The sequence below is a fragment of the Verrucomicrobium sp. genome (assembly GCA_028283855.1).
In the GTDB taxonomy this organism is placed as follows: domain Bacteria; phylum Verrucomicrobiota; class Verrucomicrobiia; order Methylacidiphilales; family GAS474; genus GAS474.
On sequence record JAPWJX010000003.1, the window covers coordinates 1,025,861 to 1,048,901 of the forward strand.

22 protein-coding genes are annotated in these 23,041 nt (G+C 69.3%); 20 read left to right on the forward strand and 2 right to left on the reverse strand.

The window, feature by feature from the left end; genetic code table 11:
* Window positions 1–34 precede the first annotated feature (34 nt).
* Complete coding sequence (locus PW734_06200) at window positions 35–388, reverse strand: hypothetical protein (protein MDE1170787.1); 354 nt, start codon at window positions 386–388, stop codon at window positions 35–37.
* A gap of 89 nt (window positions 389–477) precedes the next feature.
* The gene (locus PW734_06205; GenBank protein ID MDE1170788.1) at window positions 478–837 is read right to left on the reverse strand and encodes a hypothetical protein; all 360 of its coding nucleotides are present in this window, start codon (window positions 835–837) and stop codon (window positions 478–480) included.
* A 23-nt stretch (window positions 838–860) separates the two neighbouring features.
* Between PW734_06205 and PW734_06210 the strand changes: the two genes are divergently transcribed.
* From PW734_06210 to PW734_06305, 20 genes are all read left to right on the forward strand, one after another.
* Complete coding sequence (locus tag PW734_06210) at window positions 861–1,301, forward strand: hypothetical protein (protein ID MDE1170789.1); 441 nt, start codon at window positions 861–863, stop codon at window positions 1,299–1,301.
* Between the two features lie 148 nt (window positions 1,302–1,449).
* Complete coding sequence (locus PW734_06215; GenBank protein MDE1170790.1) at window positions 1,450–1,896, forward strand: division/cell wall cluster transcriptional repressor MraZ; 447 nt, start codon at window positions 1,450–1,452, stop codon at window positions 1,894–1,896.
* A gap of 34 nt (window positions 1,897–1,930) precedes the next feature.
* Window positions 1,931–2,875 carry a 16S rRNA (cytosine(1402)-N(4))-methyltransferase RsmH gene (rsmH, locus tag PW734_06220; protein ID MDE1170791.1) on the forward strand — a complete coding sequence of 315 codons (945 nt, stop codon included), beginning with the start codon at window positions 1,931–1,933 and terminating at the stop codon, window positions 2,873–2,875.
* Window positions 2,872–3,225 carry a hypothetical protein gene (locus tag PW734_06225; protein MDE1170792.1) on the forward strand — a complete coding sequence of 118 codons (354 nt, stop codon included), beginning with the start codon at window positions 2,872–2,874 and terminating at the stop codon, window positions 3,223–3,225. Before rsmH ends, PW734_06225 begins: the two co-directional genes overlap by 4 nt.
* The gene (locus PW734_06230) at window positions 3,222–4,985 is read left to right on the forward strand and encodes a penicillin-binding protein 2 (GenBank protein MDE1170793.1); all 1,764 of its coding nucleotides are present in this window, start codon (window positions 3,222–3,224) and stop codon (window positions 4,983–4,985) included. Before PW734_06225 ends, PW734_06230 begins: the two co-directional genes overlap by 4 nt.
* Before the next feature lies 1 nt (window position 4,986).
* Window positions 4,987–6,420 (forward strand): UDP-N-acetylmuramoyl-L-alanyl-D-glutamate--2,6-diaminopimelate ligase, encoded by a 1,434-nt coding sequence (locus PW734_06235; GenBank protein MDE1170794.1) that lies wholly within the window; start codon window positions 4,987–4,989, stop codon window positions 6,418–6,420.
* A 4-nt stretch (window positions 6,421–6,424) separates the two neighbouring features.
* Window positions 6,425–7,819 carry a UDP-N-acetylmuramoyl-tripeptide--D-alanyl-D-alanine ligase gene (locus PW734_06240; GenBank protein ID MDE1170795.1) on the forward strand — a complete coding sequence of 465 codons (1,395 nt, stop codon included), beginning with the start codon at window positions 6,425–6,427 and terminating at the stop codon, window positions 7,817–7,819.
* 9 nt (window positions 7,820–7,828) lie between these two features.
* A complete protein-coding gene (gene mraY / locus PW734_06245) occupies window positions 7,829–8,935 on the forward strand; it encodes a phospho-N-acetylmuramoyl-pentapeptide-transferase (GenBank protein MDE1170796.1) in 1,107 nt (368 codons plus the stop codon).
* Window positions 8,936–8,982: 47 nt separating this feature from the next.
* Window positions 8,983–9,996: a LysM peptidoglycan-binding domain-containing protein gene (locus tag PW734_06250; protein MDE1170797.1), complete on the forward strand. Its 1,014-nt coding sequence runs from the start codon at window positions 8,983–8,985 to the stop codon at window positions 9,994–9,996.
* A 24-nt stretch (window positions 9,997–10,020) separates the two neighbouring features.
* Window positions 10,021–11,187 carry a putative peptidoglycan glycosyltransferase FtsW gene (locus PW734_06255; protein MDE1170798.1) on the forward strand — a complete coding sequence of 389 codons (1,167 nt, stop codon included), beginning with the start codon at window positions 10,021–10,023 and terminating at the stop codon, window positions 11,185–11,187.
* Window positions 11,188–11,192: 5 nt separating this feature from the next.
* Entirely contained in the window at window positions 11,193–12,293 is a 1,101-nt protein-coding gene (gene murG, locus PW734_06260) for an undecaprenyldiphospho-muramoylpentapeptide beta-N-acetylglucosaminyltransferase (GenBank protein MDE1170799.1), read from the forward strand.
* Window positions 12,290–14,578: a UDP-N-acetylmuramate--L-alanine ligase gene (gene murC / locus PW734_06265; GenBank protein MDE1170800.1), complete on the forward strand. Its 2,289-nt coding sequence runs from the start codon at window positions 12,290–12,292 to the stop codon at window positions 14,576–14,578. Before murG ends, murC begins: the two co-directional genes overlap by 4 nt.
* Window positions 14,578–15,489 carry a D-alanine--D-alanine ligase gene (locus PW734_06270; GenBank protein MDE1170801.1) on the forward strand — a complete coding sequence of 304 codons (912 nt, stop codon included), beginning with the start codon at window positions 14,578–14,580 and terminating at the stop codon, window positions 15,487–15,489. Before murC ends, PW734_06270 begins: the two co-directional genes overlap by 1 nt.
* A 4-nt stretch (window positions 15,490–15,493) precedes the next feature.
* The gene (locus tag PW734_06275; protein MDE1170802.1) at window positions 15,494–16,354 is read left to right on the forward strand and encodes an FtsQ-type POTRA domain-containing protein; all 861 of its coding nucleotides are present in this window, start codon (window positions 15,494–15,496) and stop codon (window positions 16,352–16,354) included.
* 47 nt (window positions 16,355–16,401) lie between these two features.
* On the forward strand, window positions 16,402–17,643 hold the full coding sequence (gene ftsA / locus PW734_06280) for a cell division protein FtsA (GenBank protein MDE1170803.1): 1,242 nt from the start codon (window positions 16,402–16,404) through the stop codon (window positions 17,641–17,643).
* Between the two features lie 37 nt (window positions 17,644–17,680).
* Complete coding sequence (locus PW734_06285) at window positions 17,681–19,126, forward strand: hypothetical protein (protein MDE1170804.1); 1,446 nt, start codon at window positions 17,681–17,683, stop codon at window positions 19,124–19,126.
* A 52-nt stretch (window positions 19,127–19,178) separates the two neighbouring features.
* Window positions 19,179–20,195, forward strand: coding sequence for a 3-deoxy-7-phosphoheptulonate synthase (aroF, locus tag PW734_06290; protein ID MDE1170805.1), 1,017 nt, complete (start codon window positions 19,179–19,181; stop codon window positions 20,193–20,195).
* Window positions 20,196–20,198: 3 nt separating this feature from the next.
* Entirely contained in the window at window positions 20,199–21,665 is a 1,467-nt protein-coding gene (locus tag PW734_06295) for a sigma-54 dependent transcriptional regulator (GenBank protein MDE1170806.1), read from the forward strand.
* A 6-nt stretch (window positions 21,666–21,671) separates the two neighbouring features.
* A complete protein-coding gene (locus tag PW734_06300; protein ID MDE1170807.1) occupies window positions 21,672–22,559 on the forward strand; it encodes a polyphosphate kinase 2 family protein in 888 nt (295 codons plus the stop codon).
* A gap of 85 nt (window positions 22,560–22,644) precedes the next feature.
* Window positions 22,645–23,037 carry a hypothetical protein gene (locus tag PW734_06305; GenBank protein MDE1170808.1) on the forward strand — a complete coding sequence of 131 codons (393 nt, stop codon included), beginning with the start codon at window positions 22,645–22,647 and terminating at the stop codon, window positions 23,035–23,037.
* Window positions 23,038–23,041 lie beyond the last annotated feature (4 nt).

The following is a 23,041-nucleotide window of genomic DNA, read 5'->3' on the forward strand; positions in this document are numbered from 1 at the left end:
GGGGGATGCCGTGGGGGGAACTTGCGCGCGGGGCCTAGTGGGCCGCCGTGGTCGTCGTCTGCATCTGGCCGCGGACGGCGGCGGAAACCGCCGCGCCGACGAGGGTGGAGGCGGCGTCGACGTCGGAGGCCTCCCGCGCGCCCTGGGCGGCGGTGACGGCCGCGTTGGGGTGGCTCTCGTATTTGTCCACCTTCAGCCGGGTGCCCTGCGCGGTGGAGAGGTCGATGCCCTGCGCCTCGATGTCCTTGGGGGACTCGACGACCCACGCGCCCTTGGCGTCGCGGTAGACCTTCGTGGTGGTGGTGTTGGCGCAGCCGACCAGGCAGGAAGCCAGGAGGGCCAGGGCCGCCATGGCGGCGGCGGAGTGGGCGAGGGGCTTTAGAATCATGGGGCCCGACCGTATCCGATCGGGCCCGCGCGGTCCTTGATGGGGGAAACCGCGCGCGCCGAAGCGCGGGTCAACGCGCTATTTTCCGGCTACTTCCGCGCGGCGGCGCGGCGGTGGAAGGCCTCCACCGTCTCCGAAAGGATGCGCCACTCGTCCGCGGTGGCGTGGCGGCGCAGGAAGTGGAGCCGCTCGGAAAGGGCGGCCACCTCCGCGTCGGCGGAGCGCCCGGAGGCGGCGGAGCGCAGCGCGCCGGCGGCGGGGGCGCGGCCCGCCAGGAGCAGCTCCAGCGCCCGCCGCGCGCGGGAGGAGAGGGGGATGTGGCCGCCGCGCGCCTTGTAGAGCGTCGCCTCGCGCAGGCCGAGTTCCGCCGCCAGCCCCGCCAGGTCCAGGCCGGTGAGGCGCAGCGCGCGGTCGATGAAATCGGCGGGAGAGGGTTGACTCTTTTTCATTTTTTGAATATGCAGTGCAAATTATGAAATTCCATCTTCTTCTTTCGTCCCGCTCGCCGGCCTGGGCCCTCCGCTCCGCGGGGGTGCCCGGCCGCGATCCCGGCGCGCGTTTCAATTTTTCCCAGTACGAGTGCCTGGCCATCGGCGGCGGGGAATACAAGCTGGTCCCCCGCCGTCCGCGGCAGATGGTGCCCATTTCCTACGCGAGCAAGGCCAAGGGCATCTCCGTGCAGACGATTCACAACTACATCGTCGCCGATTTCCTGAAGACCGTCGAGCGGCCCACCCCCTACAAGTGGCTGATCGACCTCGGCGAGCTCGACGCCCTCCTTTCCCAGACCACCGACCTCGAATTTTGGACCCCGGAACGGCGCGCCGCCTACCTCAAGGCGAAGCGGGGCTCAAAAGGACCTGAAAAGGCCAAAAAAGAGGCTAAGAAGCGGGTTTCTCGAAAAAAGACGTAAAAAAAGTTTTTTCGCGCTCAAACAGCTCATGGGTAGCGATTTCTGATGTAATAACCTTGACTGTCCGGGAGGGAAGTGGGTAGAAATGGGCTAAAGTGGGTAATTAAGGCTGTAAAAAGAGCAGTCTGGCCCATACAAAAGAGAGACCATGGAACCCGAGCTGCGCGCCAGCTACACTGATGCCTTCGAGCACGCCTTCGACGAGAAGGGGCGGCTCACCATTCCGTCGGAATGGCGCGGCGCGCCCTTTGAAAGCCGGCTCTTCCTCTTCCCCTCGCGCGAGGGCGGCATCAAGGTCTACCCGGAGTCGTGGCTCTCCCGGCTGCAGAAGACCGTGCAGAGCCAGGGTCTGAAGCTGGGCGATCCCCAGCGCCTCCACGTAGAGGCCCTCGCCCGCCTGGCCCAGGCCGCCACGCTCGACCCGAACGGCCGCATCACCGTCAAGGAGAGGCTCCGCCGCCAGGCCGGGCTCAAGAAGGAAGCCGCCCTCATCGGCTGCCTCGACCATTTCACGATCCAAAGCCCCGAGGCGCTCCAGCGCTTCGAGCCGCGGATCACCACCCTGGAGGACGCGGCCGAAGCCCTCGGCCTCTAACCCCGCGTTCCCGCACCAACCATGCGCCGCACCGATGCCCTCCCCTTCGCACCTTCCCGTTCTGTTGGCCGCCTTCCTGGATCTGGCCAAGCCGGCGCCCGGCTCCCGCTGGGTGGACGGCACCTTCGGGCGCGGCGGGCACACGCGGGCGCTCCTGGAGCGGGGCTGCCTGGTGCTGGCTTTGGACCGGGACGCGGCGGCAATGGCGGCGGCCTCCCGGCTGCAGGACTCCTTTCCCTCGCAAATGAAGGCGGCGCATAGCGATTTCCGCGACCTGGCCGCCCGCGCCGCCGAGATCGGCTGGGACGAGGTCGACGGGGTCCTCCTGGACCTCGGCGTCTCCTCCCCCCAGCTTGACGATCCCGCGCGCGGCTTCAGCTTCCGCCACGAGGCCCCGCTCGACATGCGCATGGACCAGCGGCAGGAGGAGACCGCGGCCAAGCTCGTCGGCCGCCTCGAGGAGGAGGAGCTGGTCGAGCTCTTCATGACCCTGGGCGACGAGCCGAAGAGCGACGCCCGCCGCATCGCCCGCGCCATCATCACCCGCCGCTTCGACCGCCCCATCGCCACCACCGCCGACCTGGCGGAAGTCGTCGCCGACGCGCTCCCGCGCCGCCGCCACGGCCGCATCCATCCGGCCACCCAAGTCTTCCAGGCCCTTCGCATGCGGGTCAACCGCGAGCCGGAGGCCCTGGAAAAGGCTTTGCCCACCGCCACGGAAATCCTCCGCCCCGGCGGCGTCCTGGCCGTCATCAGCTTCCATTCCGGCGAGGACCGCGTGGTGAAGCACTTCATGCGGGAGGGCGCGCGCGTCCACCTGCCCACCCCCGCCTTCGACCCCGTGCCGAAGCCGAATCCCGGCCACGTCTTTTCCCGTGTCGAGCGCGCCCTCCCGGACGAGGCCGAGCTTTCCGAAAACCCGCGCGCCCGCAGCGCCCGCCTCCGCGTGGCGTGGAAGAAGGGAGGGCTCCCCGCATGAGCCGCAACCGCGTCCGCACCACCCACACCCTGCACTGGGCGGCGGTAACCCGCTGGATCGCCATCCTCGTTTTGGCCTGCGCCCTCCTGGGCAGCTACGTCGTGCTGAAGAACAAGGTCCTGCGCCTGGCGGCCGAGGTCCACGACCGGGAGGTCGAGCTCGATTCCTGGCAGAAGCGCAACCAGCAGCTCCAATGCAACCTGGCGCGCATCACCTCCTTCCAGGCCCTCCAGCAGCGGCTGGGCCTGCGCAGCGGCCTGGTCAACATCGGCCAGCTGGAGATCGTCCGCATGGAGAGCTTCGGCATGGCCAGCACCACGGTGCCCCGCGTCGGCGGAGTGGCCCCATGATGCTGCGGAACCGAGCCCTGTGGGTCTTCGTGTTCCTGTCGTTCGGGTTCACCCTCATCTCCTACCGCCTCGTCCAGATCCAGCTGGCGGAGCATGAGCACTACCGCCTGCTGGCCATGGAGAACCACTGCGACCGCGTGGAGCTTCCCGCCCGCCGCGGCATGATCCTGGACAGCCAGGGCCAGATCCTGGCGGAGACGCAGGTGCTGCACGACGTGCGCGTCGACGGGCGCAACCTCCTCCAGCCCGGCCAAACCCTGCCGGAGATGGAGCACCTCCTGGGCGCCGCCCCGGGCAGCCTCTCCAAGATCTTCAAGCCGGAGAACCGCTACCAGCTCCTGGCCCGCGACGTCACCGACGAGCAGGTCTCCTCTCTCAAGGACTTCCAGCGCCGCAAGTGCGCCGCCTGGGACAAGGCCCGCCTCAAGCCCCAGGCCTTCCTCACCATCGAGGAGCACTACCTGCGCACCTACCCGAACGGCTCCCACGCCAGCCACCTGATCGGCTACCTCGGCGGGGAGGAAAAGGGCGTCTCCGGCGTGGAGAACACGGGCGACGCCTTCCTGCGCGGCATCCCCGGGGAGCAGTGGATCGAGAAAGACCCGCGCGGCCGGGAAATCGCGGGCTACCGCGGGCGCGACCAGCAGCCGGTCGATGGCTACAACGTCGTCCTCACCCTCGACATGGCCGTCCAGCACGTCCTGGAGGACGGCCTGGACAAGCTGGTGGAGAAATACCACCCCGCCGGCGTCTACGCCATCTGCATGCGGCCGAAGACGGGCGAGATCCTCGGCCTGGCCAACCGCCCCACCTTCGACCCCAACCACCGTTCCGGCGTCCCCATGGCGGCCTTCCGCAACCGCTGCATGACCGACATGTTCGAGCCTGGCTCCACCTTCAAGATCGTCACCCTCTCCGCCGCCCTCAACGAGGGGCTCTTCCACCTCGACTCCCAGATCTTCTGCGAAAACGGCAGCTTCTTCTACGCCGACCACTGGCTGCACGACGCCGAGCCCAGCGGCACCCTTACCGTCGCCCAGGTCCTGGCCCGTTCCAGCAACATCGGCTTTGCCAAGATCGGCCTGGAGCTGGGGGAAAACCGCCTCTACGACTACGCCCGCCGTTTCGGCTTCGGCGAGCAGACCGGCCTTCTCCCGCACCAGGGGGAGGCCATGGGCGTCCTGCGCCCCGTCTCCGCCTGGTCGAAGCTCTCACCCACCCGCGTGCCCATGGGGCAGGAAGTCGCCGCCACGCCGCTGCAGATGGCCACCGCCATGTCGGTCATCGCCAACCGCGGCAGCCTCGTCCGCCCCCGCCTCATCCAGGAGATCACCGACGGGCAGGGCCGCGTCATCAAGTATTTCCCCCCGCAGGTCGTCCAGCGCGTCATCCGGCCGGAGACCGCCGTGCAGGTCTCCCACGCCCTGGCGGGCGTCGTCGAGGACGGCACCGCCGTGAAGGCCGCCATCCCCGGCCTCACCGTGGCGGGCAAGACCGGCACCGCGCAGAAATTCATCCACGGCTCCTACTCCTCGGACAAATACCTGGCCTCCTTCATCGGTTACGTGCCGGAGGAAGACCCGCAGTTCGTCCTCCTCGTCATGGTCGACGAGCCCCGGACCCGCAACTACTTCGGCGGGCAGGTCGCCGCGCCCGCCTTTTCCGAGATGGGCGCGCAGATCGCCGACATTCTCAACCTGGCGCCGCAGAGCGCCCCGGCCCAGATGGCGGGGCCCGTGGCCAAGCGGGGGAGCTTCTAGCATGACCCTGGGCGACCTCCTCCCCGTCCTGCCCGAGGCCCGCGTCGAGGGCCCCGTCGACCGGCCCCTCTCCGCCCTCCGCTACGACTCCCGCCGCGTCGAGGCGGGCGACATCTTCTTCGCCTGGAAGGGCGCCGGTTTCGACGGCCACCAGTTCGTCCCCGACGCCTGCCGCCGGGGCGCCGCCGCCGTCGTCCTGGAGCGGGAATTGGAACGGCCGGAGAACGCCGCCTTCGTCCGCGTCCCGGACGCCCGCCGCGCCCTGGCCCTCCTGGCGGGCCGCTATTACGGCAACCCCGCCGCCAAGCTGGAAATGGTCGGCGTCACCGGCACAAACGGGAAGACCACCACCGCCTTCGTCGTCCAGCACCTCCTGGGCGGGAAAATCGGCCTCCTGGGCACGGTCCACTACCAGACCGGCGCGGAGACGCTCCCCGCCTCCCGCACCACCCCGGAGGGCTCAGACCTCCAGGAAATGCTGGCCAAGATGGTCGCCGCCGGCTGCCGCGCCGCCGTCATGGAGGTCTCCTCCCACGCCCTCGACCAAGGCCGCGTGGCCGGGATCGGGTTCGCCGCCGCCGTCTTCACCAACCTGACGCCCGACCACCTCGACTACCACCCGACGATGGAGGCCTACTTCGAGGCCAAGCGGCTCCTCTTCTCCCAGTCCCGCGCCGCCGTCGTCAACCTGGACGACCCCTACGGCCGCCGCCTGGCCGGGGAGCTGGCGGGCGAGGTCATCGCCTTCAGCCCCTCCGGCGCCGCCGCCGCGCCGCTCCGTGCCGAGAACGTCCGCACCACCCCGCGCGGCACCGAGTTCGAGCTGGTTTGGAAGGAGCTTCGCCTCCCTGTCCGCATGCCGCTCTTGGGGGACTTCAACGTTGCCAACGTCCTCGGCGCGCTCGGCGCCTGCCTGGCCCTGGGCCGCCCGGTGGAGGAGCTGGCCGCCCGCCTGGAAAGCCTGCCCGCCGTGCCGGGCCGTCTGGAACGCTTCGGGAAGGAAGGGCAGCCCTCCGTCGTCGTCGACTACGCCCACACGGAAGACGCCGTCCGCAAGGCCCTGGCCACCCTGCGCCAATTGCGGCCGAAGCGCCTCGCCGTCGTCCTCGGCTGCGGGGGCAGCCGCGACCGGACCAAGCGCCCCCGCATGGCCGCCGCCGCCGTCGAGCTGGCCGACCGCGTCTACTTCACCTCCGACAACCCGCGCGGCGAAAGCCAGGAGCAGATCTTCGCCGACATGCGCGCGGGCGTCCCCGCCGAGGCCCCGGCCGCCTGGATCGCCGACCGCCGGGAGGCCATCGCCCGCGCCATCGCGGAAGCGGGCCCGGACGACCTCGTCTGCATCGCGGGCAAGGGCCATGAGTCGACCCAGGAAATCGCCGGCGTCCACCACCCCTTCAGCGACCGCGACGTGGTCGGGGAGATCCTCGCCTAATTATATGGAGCCGATCCTTCTCCGCGATTTGGCCGCCATGATGGACGGGGCGATCCTCCAGGGGGAGGGGACCCTGCCCGTCGCCCGCCTCCACACGGACAGCCGCACCGTCCGCCCCGGGGACGGCTTCGTCGCCCTCGTCGGCGACCGCTTCGACGGGCATGACTACCTGGCCGCCGCCGCCGCGCAGGGCGCCGTGGCGGGCATCGTCTCCCGCGCCCGCGCCACCCTGCCGGACGTGCCGCCCCGCTTCGGCCTGGTCGCCGTTTCGGACACCGTTGCCGCCCTGCAGCGCTGCGCCGTCTCCTACCGGCAGGCCCGGGCCGCCCGCGTCGTCGCCGTCACCGGCAGCAGCGGCAAGACGAGCACCAAGGAGATGATCGCCGCCGTCCTGGGCGTCCGCTTCCGCGTCGCCGCCACCCAGGGGAACCTGAACAACCACCTGGGCGTCCCGCTCACCCTCCTGCGCATCGAGCCGGAGACCGACTACGCCGTTGTCGAGATGGGGATGAACCACCGCGGGGAGATCGCCCCCCTGGCCGCCATGGCCGCCCCCTCCATCGCCGTCGTCACCGGAGTCGGCTCCGCCCACATCGAGCACCTCGGCAGCCGGGAGGCCATCGCGGAGGAGAAGACCGACCTCGTCGCCGCCCTGCCGGAAGACGGCGCGGCCATCCTCAACGGGGACGACCCCCTCCTGCGCCGCCACGGCGCGCGCGCCCGCTGCCGCATCGTCTGGACCGGCTCCGCCGCCGATGCCGCCTGGCGCGCGGAGGACGTCCGCTTCACCCCGCAGGGCGTCGCCTTTCGCCTGTGCGGCCCGTCGGGAGCCGCGCAGGTCCTCCTGCCCGTCCACAGCCGCGTCATGATCGGCAACGCCCTCCTGGCCGCCGCCGTCGGCGCGGAGGCGGGCCTTTCCGTGGAGGAGATCGCCTCCGGCCTTTCCTCCGTCCGCCTCGCCGGAGGCCGGATGGAAGTCCGCCCGCGCGGGGAAGGCTGGCTCATCGACGATTCCTACAACGCCAACCCCGAGTCGATGGAGGCGGCCCTGGCCTCCCTCCGGGAATTCCCCGCCCCGGGCCGCCGCGTGGCGGTCCTCGGCTCCATGGGAGAGCTGGGCGCGGAGGCCCCGGCCCTCCACCGGCGCGTCGGCGCGGCGGCGGCCCAGGCCGCGCCGGACCTGCTGGTCGTCGTCGGCCCGCACGCCGCCGAGCTGGAGGCGGGCGCCCGCGAGGGCGGCCTAAAGGAAATCCGCCGCTTCGCCACGACGGCGGAGGCCGCCGCCGCGCTCCCCGCCCTGGCCCGGGAGGACGACACCGTCCTCATCAAAGGCTCCCGTTTCATGAAGCTGGAGGCCGTCGCGGCGGCTCTCGGCCAGGCCCCCACCCTTTCTCACTAGACCCACGAGATGCTTTACTACCTCCACTACCTCAGCGGCTACTTCGGCGGGTTCAACGTCTTCCGCTACATCACCTTCCGTGCCGCGGCGGCCACCCTTACCGCGCTGATCTTCACCTGGATCATCGCCCCCGCCCTCATCCGGGCCCTCACCCGGCTGAAGATGGGCCAGCCCCTGCGCGGCAAGGAAGAGGTGCGCGACCTGGCCGCCCTTCACCAGGGCAAGAAGGGGACGCCCACCATGGGCGGCCTCCTCATCATCTTCTCCGTGGCGGTCAGCTCCCTCCTATGGGTCGACTTTAAGGCGGCCAACCTCGTCTGGCTCGCCCTCGGCGCGATGGTCTTCCTGGGCGGCGTCGGCTTCCTGGACGACTACTTGAAGGTCTCCAAGAAAAAGTCGGCGGGCCTCCCTGGGCGGCTGAAGATCGTCGCCCAGGTCGGCACCGCGCTGGTGGTCGGCGGCGTCCTCCTTTCCGATCCCCTCTACGCCGACCGGATCGCCCGCGTCGACATCCCCTTCACCCGCGGCCTGACCTTCCTTCACCTCGGCTTCTGGGCGGCGCTCTTCTTCTTCTCCCTCGTCGTCACCGGCTCCTCCAACGCCGTGAACTTGACCGACGGCCTCGACGGCCTGGCCACCGGCTGCACGCTGACCGTGGCGCTCGTCTTCGCCGTCTTCGCCTACATCGCGGGCAACCTAGACCTGGCGCAATATCTCTTCGTCTCCCACATCCGCAACGCGGGGGAGCTTTCCATCTTCTGCGCGGCGCTCATCGGGGCGTGCCTCGGCTTCCTGTGGTTCAACTGCCACCCCGCCCGCGTCTTCATGGGGGATACCGGCTCCCTGGCCATCGGCGGGGCCATCGGCGTCGTCTCCATCTGCGTGGCGCAGGAATTCCTCCTGGTCATCGCCGGGGGGATCTTCGTCGTCGAGGCGCTCTCCGTCATCCTCCAGGTCGCTTCCTTCAAGCTGACCGGCAAGCGGATCTTCGCCATGGCGCCGCTCCACCACCATTTCGAGCTGAAGGGCTGGGCCGAGTCCCAGGTCACCATCCGGTTCTGGATCATTAGCCTGCTCTGCGGCCTTCTGGCCCTCTCCAGCTTGAAACTCCGTTAGTCAAACCGAACCAAAACAACCCAACCCAAAATCCAAAAGGAAACCACATGAAGAACCTGTTCAAAAACCTGGCGGCCCGGAAAGGCCGGTTCCGCCTCCGCAACGAGGTGCCCGCCTCCAAGTCCGACGGCCTCGTCGAATCGGGCGCGTCCGAAGGCACCGGCGGCCTCAAGCTGGTCACCGTTTTCATCGCCGTGCTCGCCCTGCACGTCCTGGTGATCGGCAGCATCAGCGCCTACCACTTCTTCAAGGGCTCGACTGACGTCGCCACGACGACCGGCGCCGAGGGGACGACCCCCGAGGCGGCCGCCCCGGACGGCGCCACGATCGACAAGCCGACCGCCGCGGGCCTGGCCGCCGCCGGTACGCCGGAAGCCTCCAAGGACGGCGCGCCCACGATCGACAGCAACGCCGTCGCCGCCGCGCCGATCCCGACTCCCTCGGTGACCGCTCCCGCCGCCCCGGCCGCCGCCGATCCCGCTCCGGCCCTGCCGCCCGCCCCCGCGCTGGCGGAAGCCACGGCGCCCGCCGCTCCCGTCCCGGCTCCGATCGCCCCGGCCAAGCCGGCGGTCGCCGCCGCTCCGGCCAAGGCCGCCGCTCCGGCCAAGGCCGCCGCTCCCGCCGCCACCTACGTCGTGAAGAAGGGGGACACCCTTCACCGCGTCGCCCAGGCCCACGGCATGACCGTCGCCCAGGTGAAGGCCCTCAACGGCCTCAAGGGGAACGCCCTGCGCGTCGGCCAGAAGCTGGCCGTGAAGGGCACCGCCGCTTCCGCCGCCGGCACCGCCGTGGCCGCCGCGGCTCCCGCCGCCACCGCGACCGCGGGCAAGAGCTACAAGGTCGTCAAAGGAGACACCCTGGCCCGGATTGCCCGGACCTTCCGCGTCTCCCCCTCCGCCCTCATGGCGGCCAACAAGCTGAGCGATCCGCGCAAGCTGAAGGTCGGCGCCGTCCTGGTCATCCCGGGCCACTCCGCCACCGCGCAATCCTCCACGCACGTGATGCCCGCCGCCACGGCCCCCAGCCGCCAGTCGGCCTCCAGCCTCGCGGCCAACAAGTAATCCGGTAAGAGCCTCCCCCCTCCGATGAACCCCAGCACCATCCAGCGTCAGGTCGGCTACGTCCTGCTCGTCACGGTCTTGAGCCTGATGGTCCTGGGCATCGTGATGCTCCTGAGCATCAGCGGCAAACTGGCCGCGGAGGGATCGGGGGCCATCTACGGGGCTCTGCAGAAGCAGGGAGCCTGGATGATCCTGGGAGGAATAGCCTGCGCGGTGGTTTCCCGCGTCGACTACCATTGGTTCGTGCGGCGTTCCGGCTGGATTCTGGCCGGCGCCGCCTTCCTCCTGCTCCTGGTCTTCGTGCCCCACCTGGGGAAGAAGGTCAACGGCTCCTGGCGCTGGATCAGCGTCGGGGGCATGACCCTCCAGCCGTCGGAAGTGGTGAAGTGGGCCCTGGTCCTCTTCACCGCTTCCTGGCTGGGGCGCTACCAGCGCCGCCTCCTGTGGAAGGGGGTCTTGGTCCCCTTCGCCGTCACGGTGGGTCTGGTCCTGGTCCTCGTCGTCTCGCGCGACCTGGGCAGCGCCGCCCTCCTCTGCACCGCGCTCACCGTCCTCCTCTTCGTCGCGGGGACGCCGAAACGCTATCTTTTGCCCGTGCCGCTCCTTGGCTTCGGCGGCCTCTTTGCCATGGCGCTGGCCATGCCGGAGCGCCGCGCCCGCCTCTTGGCCTTTCTCCACCCGGAGGAGAGCAAGGCGGGGAAAGGCTACCAGGTCTACCAGGCCCTCATCGCCCTGGGCTCCGGCGGGCCCACCGGCCTGGGCCTGGGCAACAGCCGGCAGAAAATGTACTACCTGCCGGAAGCCCCCACCGACTTCATCTTCCCCATCGTCGGGGAAGAAATGGGCCTCTGGGTCTCCCTGGCGGTGGTCCTCGCCTTCCTCGTCATCCTGCTTTGCGGCGGGTGGATCACCCTCCACGCGCCCGATCCCACCGGCGTCCTCCTGGGCGCGGGGCTGACCTCCCTCATGGCCGTGCAGGCCATGGTCAACCTCTGCGTCGTCACCGCCCTCCTGCCGAACAAGGGCCTGCCCCTGCCGTTCATCAGCTACGGCGGGTCGAACCTCCTTTTCTGTTTCTTATGCGTCGGGATGCTTTTCAACCTCCAGCGCCAAGGCGTCTGCGAGGATCCCGAGCCGGTCGAAACCATCCTCCCCCAGGGCCGCGGCCAAGGGGCCACGGTGAGAATCTAGAACCTATGCGCGTCGCGATCGCCTGCGGGGGGACCGGGGGGCATCTCTTTCCCGGCCTTGCCGTGGCGGAGGCTCTCCGCCGCCGCGGGCACGAGGCGCTCCTCCTGGTCTCCGAAAAGGAGATCGACCGCACCGCCCTGGAGGGGCGGGGAGAATTCGCCTCCCGCGCCCTGCCCGCCGTTGGCTGGCCCGGCTTGGGGCCCCGCCTGCCCGGCTTTTTCCTGAAGCTTTGGCGGAGCGCCTCCGCCTGCCGCCGCCTCTTCCAGGACTACGCCCCGGACGCCGTCCTGAGCATGGGCGGATTTACCGGCGCCGCTCCCCTCTGGATCGCCGGACGGCGGAAAATCCCCGCCTTCCTGCACGAGTCGAACGCCGTCCCCGGCCGCGTCACCCGCCTCTTCGCCCGGCGGGTCGACCGCGTCCTGGTCGGCTTCGGCGCCTGCGCGGCGGCGCTTTCCCCGGCCCGCTGCTCCGTGACCGGCACGCCGGTGCGCGGGGCGCTGCGGGAGGTGCCCCGCGCGGAGGCCGCCTCCGCCCTGGGCCTCGATCCCTCCCGCCGGACGCTGCTGGTCGCCGGCGGCAGCCAGGGCGCGCGGGCGCTCAACCGCCTCGTCTGCCGGACGCTCCCCCTCTGGAAAGACCGGCTGGCCGCCTGGCAATTCATCCACCTTTCCGGCGCGGCCGACGCGGAGGAAACCGCCCGCGCCTACCAGGACATCGAGGCCCTGGCCCACGTCCGCCCCTTCTCCGCGCAGATGGCGGAAATCTACAGCCTGGCCGACCTGGCCGTGGGCCGCTCCGGCGCGTCGACCTTGACCGAGCTGGCCCACTACGGCCTGCCCAGCCTCCTGGTCCCGCTCCCCACCGCGGCGGAGGACCACCAGACCGCCAACGCCCGGATCTTCACGCAGGCCGGCGCGGCCTCCCTTTTCCGCCAGGAGGACCTGACTCCCCAGGCCTTCGACGCCGCGGTGCGCGGGGTCCTGGGGGAGGAGCACCGCCTCCAGGAAATGGCCCGCGCGGCCCGCGCCCTGGCGGTGCCGGACGCGGCCGGACGCGTGGCGGAGGCGGTCCTGAACGGAATCCAAAAAGGAGAGTTGCGGTGAGCGAAAAGATCGAGTCCATCCTGTCCCAGCCCGGCGCCCGCATCCACCTGATCGGCGTGGGCGGCAGCGGCATGAGCGCCCTGGCGCGTCTCCTGTTGGCCAACGGCTTTCGCGTCTCCGGCTCCGACCTGCGCGGCTCCACGCTCCTGGAAAAGCTCGTCCCCCTGGGCCTTTCCTTCCAGGAAGGCCACCGCGGGGAGTGGGTCCAGGGCTGCGACTTGGTCGTCCACTCCTCCGCCATCGGGGATGGGAACGCGGAGCGGATCGAGGCCGGGAAGCTCGGCATCCCCACCGCCCGCCGCGCGGAGGTCCTGGCCGTCCTGGCCCGCCGCCCCGGGAAAGAGGCCGTCGTCGTAGCCGGCATGCACGGAAAGACGACCACCACCAGCCTCCTGGCCCACGTCCTGCGCGAGGCGGGCCGCCGCCCCAGCCACTACGTCGGCGCGGAGGTGCCCGTCCTGGGCGCCAGCGCCGTGTGGGACGAGGGCGCGGAGATCGTCATCGAGGGGGACGAGAGCGACGGCACCTTGACTTTCTTCCACCCCGCCCACGCCATCCTTCTCAACATCGAGGAAGAGCACCTCGACCACTACGGCGACATCAAGGCGATCCTGGAAACCTTCTCCCGCTTCCTCGACCAGACCTCCGGCGCCGTCATCTACTGCGCCGACGACCAGAACACCGCCCTCCTCTGCTCCCAGCGCCCCCGCGCCATCGGCTACGGGCTGGGAGAGGGGGCCCACTACCGCGCGGTCAACCTGGTCAGCCGCGACTTCTCCTCCGAGTTCGAGGTGCTGCGGGAGGGTGAGCTGCTGGGCCGCTTCCACCTGCCCATCCCCGGCTCCCAGAACGTCAGCAACGCCCTGGCCGTCATCGCCATGGCCACGGAGCTGGGCCTGGGCCGGGAGGCCATCGCCCGCGCCCTGGGCGAGTTCCGCGGCGCCAGCCGCCGCTTCGAGACCAAATACCGCAGCGAGAACTTCATGGTCGTCGACGACTACGCCCACCACCCCACCGAGATCCGCGCCACCCTGGCGGCGGCGCGCTCCGGCGGGTGGAAGCGGATCGTCGCCCTCTTCCAGCCCCACCGCTACACGCGCACCCAATCCCTCAAGGACGAGTTCGCCACCGCCTTCCAGGAAGCGGACAAGGTCTTCCTCACCGGCATCTACGCCGCCAGCGAGGCGCCCATCGAGGGCGTCTCCGGCCAGGCCCTCGCGGAGGCCGTGCAGGCCGCCGGGCACCCCTCCGTCGTCTATGAGGAGAGCCTCCGCCGCCTGCGCCGCCGCGTCGCCCAGGAGATCGAGCCGGGAGACCTGGTCCTGACCCTCGGCGCCGGCGACATCCATGAGACGGCCACCGCCCTGGCCGAGGAGCTGGCCTGGTATGAAGGGCTTCGCTCCCAATTGAGTTCGGAGAGCAAGCTCCTGCGCCAGGAGCCGATGCGCAAGCACACCTCCATCCGCGTCGGCGGCCCCGCGCAGTTCTGGTTCGAGCCCGCGAGCGAGGAAGACCTCATCGCCGGCCTGCGCCACGCCCACCGCCACGGCGTGCCCGTCACCCTCATCGGGCGCGGCACCAACCTGCTGGTGCGGGACGGCGGCATCGCCGGGCTCTCCATCTACCTGGGCAACCCCTACTTCTCCCGCATCGAGATCGAGGGAGAGCAGATCACCGCCGGGGCGGGAGCGCCCCTGCGCGCCATCGTCGCCGCAGCCAAGAAAAAGGGCCTGGGCGGCATCTCCTTCATGGAGGGGATCCCCGGCAACCTAGGCGGCGCGCTGCGCATGAACGCCGGGGCCATGCACGGATGGACGATGGAAGTCGTCGAGCAGCTGCGCGTCGTCGATCGCGAGGGCCGCGTGAAGACGTACGACCGGCACGAGCTGGAGGTGCGCTACCGCAGCGTGCCGCTCTTGGAAGACCACATCGCCCTCTCCGCGCGCCTGCGCGGCACGCCCACGGAGCCCGCGAAGATTGACGAGGAGCTGAAAACCTTCAGCAAAAAGCGGTGGACCAGCCAGCCCGCCGCGCCGTCCGCAGGCTGCATTTTCAAGAACCCCGCGGAGGGCTCGGCCGGGCGGATTATTGATGAGTCCGGCCTTAAAAACTTAAATTTCGGAAAAGCGCGAGTTTCCGATGTACATGCAAATTTTATTGTGAATGATGGGGGCGCATCGGCCATGGAGATCCGCGAATTGATGAAAATGGTGCAGCAGCGCGTGAAGGAAGCGCGCGGCATCGATTTGGAGCCCGAGGTCATCATCCTGGGGGACGAGGAATAATGAGCGCCAAGCCCTCCCACGTCGCCGTCCTCAAGGGCGGCCCCTCCGCCGAGCGCGAGGTCTCCCTGCGCACCGGCGCCGCCTGCGCCGCCGCCCTGCGCGAGCGCGGCTACACCGTCGACGAGATCGACGTGGCCGGCCGCGACTTCACCCTGCCCGCGGGCGTCGAGTTCGTCTTCATTTCCCTGCACGGCGCCTTCGGCGAGGACGGCGAGGTCCAGGCCTACCTGGAAAAGCACGGCTTCCCCTACAGCGGCTCCGGCGTCGCCGCCAGCCGCCTGGCCATCGACAAGGAGGCCAGCAAGGAGGCCTTCCGCCGGGAGAGAATCCCCACGCCGGAAGGCGTCACCGTCGGCAGGGGCGATCCGGCCCCCGCCCTCCAGCCGCCCCTGGTCGTGAAGCCCTACTGCGAGGGTTCCTCCCTCGGCATGAGCTTCGTCTTCGAGGAAAAGGAACTGGCGCCCGCGCTGGACAAGGCCTTCGAGCTGGGGGAGCGCGCCGTCGTCGAGCGCTACATCAAAGGCCGGGAGCTGACCGTCTCCATCCTGGGCGGCGAGGCCCTGCCCATCGTCGAGATCGCGCCGAAGGAAGGCTTCTACGACTACACGAACAAATACACCGCCGGGAAGACCGACTACCTTTGCCCCGCCCCGCTCGACGCCGAGCTGACCCGCCGCGTGCAGGAAATCTCCCTGCGCGCCCACCGCGCCCTGGGCTGCGAGGTCTACTCCCGCGTCGACATCATGCTCGACGCCGACTCCAATCCCTACGTCCTGGAGGTGAACACCATCCCCGGCATGACCGCCACCAGCCTCCTGCCGAAGGCGGCGGCCGCCGCCGGGATCCCTTTCCCGGAACTCTGCGAGCGGATCCTCCTCCTCTCGCTTCAGCGCTTCCCCGCAACCGTCTAAAGCCATGTCCGTCCGCCGCCGCATCAACCGCCCCCGCACCTCGCAGGCCCACATCCTCTTTGCCACGACGGGCAAGCGCCCCTCGCGCCAAACGCTGGCCAAGTACGGCGTGGCCGTCCTCCTCCTGGGCCTGAGCCTCACCGCCGTCGGCCTGGGCACCCACTACGTGGTGGAGGGCTTCCTGCGCCGCGCCCTCTACGAGAATCCCCACTACGCCCTGCGCCAGATCGTCGTCGACGCAAAGGGCGGCGCGCAGCGCAAGCAGGTCGTGCAGGCCACGCGCCTCCAGATCGGCCAAAACCTGATGGCCGTCGACCTGAAGGAAGTGGAGCAGAACGTCGACAACCTCCCCTACATCGCCCAGGCCCGCGTGCAGCGCATCCTGCCGGACACCATCCGCGTGGAGGTCACGGAGCGCCAGCCCCTGGCCCGCATCGTCTCCCAGCGTACCGACCTGAACATGCGGGAAGTCTTCTACCTGGACCGGGACGGCGTGGCCGTGAAGCCCCAGGCCAACGAGTCCCTGCGCGGCCTGCCGGAAATCGTCGGCGGCCCCTTCGTCGACGTGGAATCCGGCCAGCGCTTCGACCAGCCGGAAGTCCAGGCCGCCTTGGGCGTCCTCAAGCAGCTGGAGCTGACCCCCTTGCGGGCCGACTTCGACGTCGCCTGGCTCGACCTCTCCCACCCGCTGGCCGTCTCCCTCATGACGCGGGACGGCGCGCAGATCCTCTTCCGCCTGGACAACTTGTCCCAGCAGATGGAACGGCTCCAGCAGATCATCCGCTTCGCCCAGGCGCGGCAGCGGCGCGTGGCGCTGGTCGACCTGACGCCCGACCGCAACGTCCCCGTCCGTTTCCGCAACTAACCCCTTTCTTCTCCAACCACACCAAACCCCAAAAACCCCTAAGAACTATGTTCTGGAAAAAAGATCGCAACATCGTCGTCGCCCTGGAGGTGGGCAGCAGCAAGGTGGTCGCCGCCGTGGCGGAACTCCGGGAGGACGGCTCCCTGGTCATCCTGGGCGTGGGCGAGAGCCAGTCCCACCAGGTGCGGAAGTGTGAGATTATCGATTTCGAGATCGCCCAGAAATGCGTGCACGACGCGATCAACGACGCGGAAGAGAAGACCGACGTCACCATCAACGAGGTCTACCTGGCCATTTCTGGCGCCCACATCCGCTCCGCCAACGCGCAGCTGACCACCTACATCGCCACCGAGGGGCACGAGATCATGCCCGAGCACTTGGAGGAGCTGGCCTCCATGGCCCGCCAGCAGCCCCTGCACAGCGGTTACGCCCTCATCCACGACCTCATCCAGCACTACCGCCTGGACGACGGTTCCGTGACGGAAAACCCCGTCGGCCTCTCCTCCAAGCGGCTGCAGGCGGAATACCACCTGGTCTCCGGGATCAACACCCGCCTCCAAACCACCATCCGCTGCGTGCGGGAACTCTCCGTCGACGTGCGCAACTACGCCCTGAGCATCTACGCCACCGCCCAGGCCGTCCTCACCCCGGAAGAGAAGCAGGAAGGCGCCGTCGTCATCAACTGCGGCGCGGGCGTCACCGACTACCTCGTCTACCAAAACGGCTCCGTCGTCCACAGCGGCGTCCTGGGCGTGGGCGGCGACCACCTGACCAACGACCTCGTCGCCGGCCTCAAGCTGCCCTTCGTCAAGGCGGAGCAGCTCAAGCGCGAACACGGCTCCGTCCACGAGGAATCGATGGACGGCGACCTGGGCGGCAGCGTCGTCATCCCCGGCAGCTACAGCTTCGAGGAGCGCGCCGTCCGCCGCCAGGCCGTCCTCACCATCATGCAGGCCCGCCAGGCGGAGCTGCTCCAGATCATCCGGGACGACTTGGAGGCCCAGCCCTTCTGGCCCGACTTCGCCGGCTCCATCCACTTCACCGGCGGGGCGGCCCAGGTGCGCGGCCTCATCGAGCTGGCCTCGGAGATCTTCTCCTGCCCCGTGAACCTCGCCGGCGGCTGCCCGCTGGAAGGGGACCAGGGCTACGCCTCCCGGCCGGAACTTTCCACCGTCCTGGGCCTGCTCCACTACGCCCGCGTCGTGGAGGAGGAAATCCCGTCCCCCGGCGCGTGGGGCCGCATGCGCCAGAAAGTCGGCAAGGCCCTGGCCGCCCTCGGCCTCTTCTAAGTCCCCAGTCCTCATCTTCTTCACCACCACTCCCCCCATGATCAACTTTATGCGCGACGACTTTTCCGAAGGCGGTTCCCCCTTGGCCGAAGACGGCGGCCGGGGCCTCCTCCTGGGCATCGGCCAGGCGGGAATCCAGATCCTCGACCAGATCGTGATGCGCGGCGGCGCCAAGGCCTCCGGCTTCGAGCTGATGGCCATCGACGCCGACCAGGCGATCGTGGACGGATCGGTGGTCGCGGAGAAGCGCCTCCTGGGCAAGCCCCTCCTGCGCGGCCTCGGCAGCTTCGGGGACCGCGCCCGCGCCCGCGCCGTCTGGAAGCTGGAGCGGGAGAGCCTCCTGGACCGCCTCTCCGTCGTCGACCAGCTCGTGATCGTCGCCGGGCTCGGCGGCGGCACCGGCACCACCCTGGCCATGGAAGTCGCCCAGGCCTTCCGCAACCGCCCGCGCGGCGGCCGCGTCATCGTCGTCGCCACGCAGCCCTTCTCCTTCGAGTCGGACGCCCGCCGCGCCGCCGCCCAGGAGGCCCTCTCCGTCCTGCGCGCCCATGCGGACGCCGTCCTCTCCTTCTCCAACGACCGGGCGGAGGCCTGGCCCGACGCGCCGGACAATATCCGCCGCGGCCTGCACGGCATGAACCTTTCCCTGGCCCAGGGCGTCGAGTCGGTCGCCCAGATCCTGGCCGCGGGCGGCTTCAACCCCCTGACCTTCGCCGACCTGCGCGGCCTCTTCGGCCGCCTGGAAGGCGCCGCCCGCCCGGAAAACTGCTGGATCGGCCGCGCCGATTCCGAGCCGCACGACGACGCCCTCTCCCTTGTCGAGCGCGCCCTCTCCGGCCCCCTCGTCGCCTCCGGCGGCGCGTGGGAGGAGGCCGACCGCTGCCTGGCCTGCCTCGTCGGCGGGGCCGACTTCTCCGTCAGCCAGCTCCAGGCCGTCTCCAAGGCCATCGAGGCGCGGCTGCCCGCTCACATCGCCGTCTCCCTGGGCACCCGCACCGCGGAGCGGTTCGAGGGGCGCCTCTCCCTCACCCTCGTCCTGGCCGCCACCCGCGCGCGGGAAATCGAGGAAGCGGCCCTGTCCGAAGAGGAAGCCGCCCCGCAGGCCCTCATCCAGGAAGTCGTCCTGCCGCTCGACAGCGACGTGCTCGCGCCCGTTCCGAAGCCCCTGCACGCCTCCGCCGTCGAGGAGCAGCTTGAATTGGTCGACGAAGCCGCCCCGGTCGAGGCCGAGGTCCTGCCGGAACCCGAGTTGGCCGCCGCCGCGCCGGAGCCCGAGCCGAAGCGCAAGGCCGTCCCCGTTCCCGTGGCCGACCTGGCCCGCCCCGCCAAGGTCCGCCGCGGCTCCAAGGCCGTGAAACAGGAGGAGCTTCCCTTCGAGGCGGCCAACAGCGGCCGCTTCGAGAACAGCTTCGAGACGATCCACAAGGGCGAGAACCTCGACCAGCCTACCTTCCGCCGCCGCCGCCTGGTCATCCAGGCGTAGTTTCCTCTTTGCGGGAGAGAGAGCGGGAGGCTAGGCTTCCGGGCCTGCCCCTATGATCGTCGTCCTCAAGCCGGAACTGCCCCAGGAAGCCATCGCCGCCGTCGTGGCGGAAGTCGAGAAACTGGGCTACGAGGCCCGGGTCATCCAAGGGCGCTGCCAAACCATCGTCGCCGCCCTGGGCGACGAGCGGAAGGGCCATTCCCTGGAGACCCTCACCGCCCTGCCGCAGGTGGAAAACGTCCTGCGCGTCCAGAAGCGCTACAAGCTCGTCAGCCGGGAAGCCCATCCGGCGGACACCGTCGTCGTCTCCCGCGGCGTCCGCATCGGCGGCGGCGAGAAATTCTGCGTCATGGCCGGTCCTTGTTCCGTGGAGAGCCGGGAGCAGCTCTTCACCACCGCCCGCGCGGTGAAGGAGCGCGGCGCCGTCTTCCTGCGCGGCGGCGCCTTTAAGCCCCGCACCTCCCCCTACGAGTTCCAGGGCCTGGGCGAGGAAGGTCTCAAGATGCTGGCCGCCGCCCGCGACGAGTTCGACCTCGGCGTCATCACGGAGGTTCTCGCGGAAAAGGACGTCGAGCTGGTCGCCCGCTACGCCGACATCCTCCAGATCGGCGCGCGCAACGCGCAGAACTTCGCCCTCCTGACCGCCGCGGCCAAGACCGGCCTGCCCATCCTCCTCAAGCGCGGCCTCTCCATGCGGATCGAGGAATGGCTCCTGGCCGCCGAGTACGTCCTGGCCGCGGGAAACCCCAACGTCATCCTCTGCGAGCGCGGCATCCGCACCTTCGAGACCTACACCCGCAACACCCTCGACCTGAGCACGATCCCCATCGTGAAGAAGGAGTCCCACCTGCCGATCATCATCGACCCCAGCCAGGGCTGCGGCCGGGCCGACCTGGTCGTGGAGCTGTGCAAGGGCGCGGCCGCCCTCGGCGCCGACGGCCTCCTCATCGAGGTCCACCCCAACCCCGCCGAGGCCTGGAGCGACGGCCAGCAGCAGGTCGATCCCGAGCACTTCGGCCGCCTTATGGAGGCGCTGCCGCCCTTCGCCCGCGCCGCGGGCCGCCCCTAATTTATGAGTAAAAAGGCCGCCTCCTCTCCCGAAACGCCCGCCGCCGCCCCCGCGCCGGCGGTTCCCTCCGTCATCCTGGTGATCGACGACGAGAAGGACGTCCACTATTCCTTCGAGCGCCTTCTGGCTTCCGACACGGTCACCGTCCTCAGCGCCGAGTCGGGCGACGAGGGGCTGAAGATCCTCAAGCAGCGCCCCGCCGACGTCGTCGTCATGGACATCCGCATGGGCGCCCAGAACGGCCTGGACACCCTCAAGCAGATCCGCCAGATCAGCACCCAGCAGGTCGTCGTCATGATGACCGCCTACGGCACTTCCCAGACCGCCATCGAGGCGATGAAGCTGGGCGCCTACGATTACATCCTCAAGCCCTTCGACATCCCGCAGCTCAAGGAACTCCTGGGCCGCGCGCTGGAAGCCGCCCGCGCCATCAAGACGGATAACGCCCCCATCCAGCCGAAGCCCTCGCCGATGGACACCCACCCCATCGTGGGCAACGCGGCGGCCATGCAGCGCGTCTACAAGACCATCGGCCAGGTGGCCCCCACCAACGCCACCGTCCTCATCACGGGCGAAAGCGGCACGGGCAAGGAAGTCGTGGCCCGCTCCATCTTCCAGAACAGCCCGCGCAACAACCGGCTCTTCATTCCCATCAACTGCGTCGCCATCCCGGAGAACCTCCTGGAGAGCGAGCTTTTCGGCCATGAGCGCGGCGCCTTCACCGGCGCGATGGCCCAGCGCATCGGCAAGTTCGAGCTGGGCGACGGCGGCACCATCTTCCTGGACGAAATCGGCGACATGCCCGTGGGCACCCAGACGAAGCTGCTGCGCGTCCTCCAGGAGGGCGAGTTCAACCGCCTGGGCAACAACGAGCCGATCAAGACCGACGTCCGCATCATCGCCGCCACGAACAAGAACCTGGCGGAGGCGGTGAAAAACAAGGAATTCCGCGAGGACCTTTACTACCGCCTCAACGTGGTGAACCTCCACCTGCCCCGGCTGGCGGAGCGCCCCAGCGACATCCCGCTCCTGGTGAACTTCTTCCTGCACAAGCACCGGCAGAAGCACGCGGGCGGCCCCGTCCACGTCACCCCGGAGGCCATGGAATGCCTCCAGGCCTACTCCTGGCCGGGCAACGTCCGCGAGCTGGAGAACGTCATCCAGCGCGCCATGGTCTTCGCCAACGCCTCCTCCATCCAGGTCGTCCACCTGCCGGAGTGGGTCGCCGCCGCGGGCAACCGCGTCGCCGTCACCACCACGGCCGACCCGGCCGAGCTGTTCGAGCCCGTCATGTCCCAGTTCCTGGCCCTGGCCCGGCGCGACGACCGCCTGTCCCTCTCCCGCTTCGAGCAAGAGCTGGCCCGCCGAGCGCTGGTCGAGTCCCGCGGGGACGAGGAAGCCGCCGCCGAGCTGCTGGGCCTTTCCGCCGCCGAGTTCAAGAAGCTCTCCGGCAAGCCCGCCAAAAAGTAGCCCGCCATGAAGCCGGTCCCGCCGGAAATCGCCGCGCTGGCCCGCCGTTTCCGCGTGGTCTCCGGCGCGGGCTTCCGGCTGAAGGACCGCGACCCGGCCTGCCACGGGGACGTCAAAAAAGAGGCCGGCCACCTTCTTCTCAAGGAGAGCGTCTCCCTCCTGTCCTCCATGCAGGAGCGGCTCTACGCGCAGGACCGCGCCGCCCTCCTCCTCATCTTCCAGGCCATGGACGCGGCGGGGAAGGACGGGACCATCAAGCACGTCATGTCGGGCGTCAACCCGCAGGGCTGCCAGGTCACCTCCTTCAAGGCGCCCAATCCCGCCGAGCTGGCCCACGACTACCTCTGGCGTACCACCCTGGCCCTGCCGGAGCGCGGCCGCATCGGCATCTTCAACCGGAGCTATTACGAGGAAGTCCTCATCGCCCGCGTCCACCCGAAGCTTTTGGAAAACGAAAAGCTGCCGGCGCGCCTGGTCACCCCCCGCATCTGGAAGGAGCGCCTGGAGGACATCGCCGCCCATGAGCGCCACCTGGCCCGGAACGGCACCGTGATCCTTAAATTTTTCCTCCACCTCTCCAAGAAAGAGCAGAAGAAGCGCTTCCTCTCCCGCCTTGAGGAGCCGGAGAAGAACTGGAAATTCTCCGCCGCCGACCTGAGCGAGCGCGGCTACTGGGATGCCTACCAGAAGGCCTATGAGGAGGCGATCCGCGCCACCGCCGCGCCGCACGCCCCTTGGTTCGTCATTCCGGCCGACCACAAATGGTTCGCCCGGCTGGCCGTCGCCGCCGCCGTCATCGAGGCGATGCGCGGTCTCAACCTCCATTTTCCGGAAGTCACTTCCGCCCAGCGGCGGGAACTTGCCAAGGCGCGTAACGCGTTGGGAGAGCGGTAGGTAATTCTACTGGAACTGCTTTTTAGGGGGCGGCGAAAGCCGAATTAGAATTATGGCCCAAGACCCGATCCCTTTTACCCCCGGAATGAAGCAGCTCGACACGACCTTTGCCGTCATGCGTTCCCTCGTCGAAACATATTACCCGCAAGGCGTTCCGGAAGAGGCTAAGGCGAAGAACGCCTCGCTGACCGGCGTCGTTTTCTCCCTCATCCAGGGAGCGGGGGAGAATAGCGAGAAGGTGGCGGCGCTTTTCCAGGAAGCCTGGAAGAACAAGGAAACCGTCGGCCCCGCCGTCAGCGCCACCAAGATTTTGAACGCGTACATGGATGGGCACCCCGGGATCAGCCCTGCCGAATCGGTCGAGGCGGCGCAAAGCATCTACGCCGTCCTCCACGGCATGCCTTACATGATCCCCTCGAAAAGCCCGGAGGGAGTGCAACGCTCGATCACATCCGCCAAGGAAGGCCGGGAAGCCTAGCTTC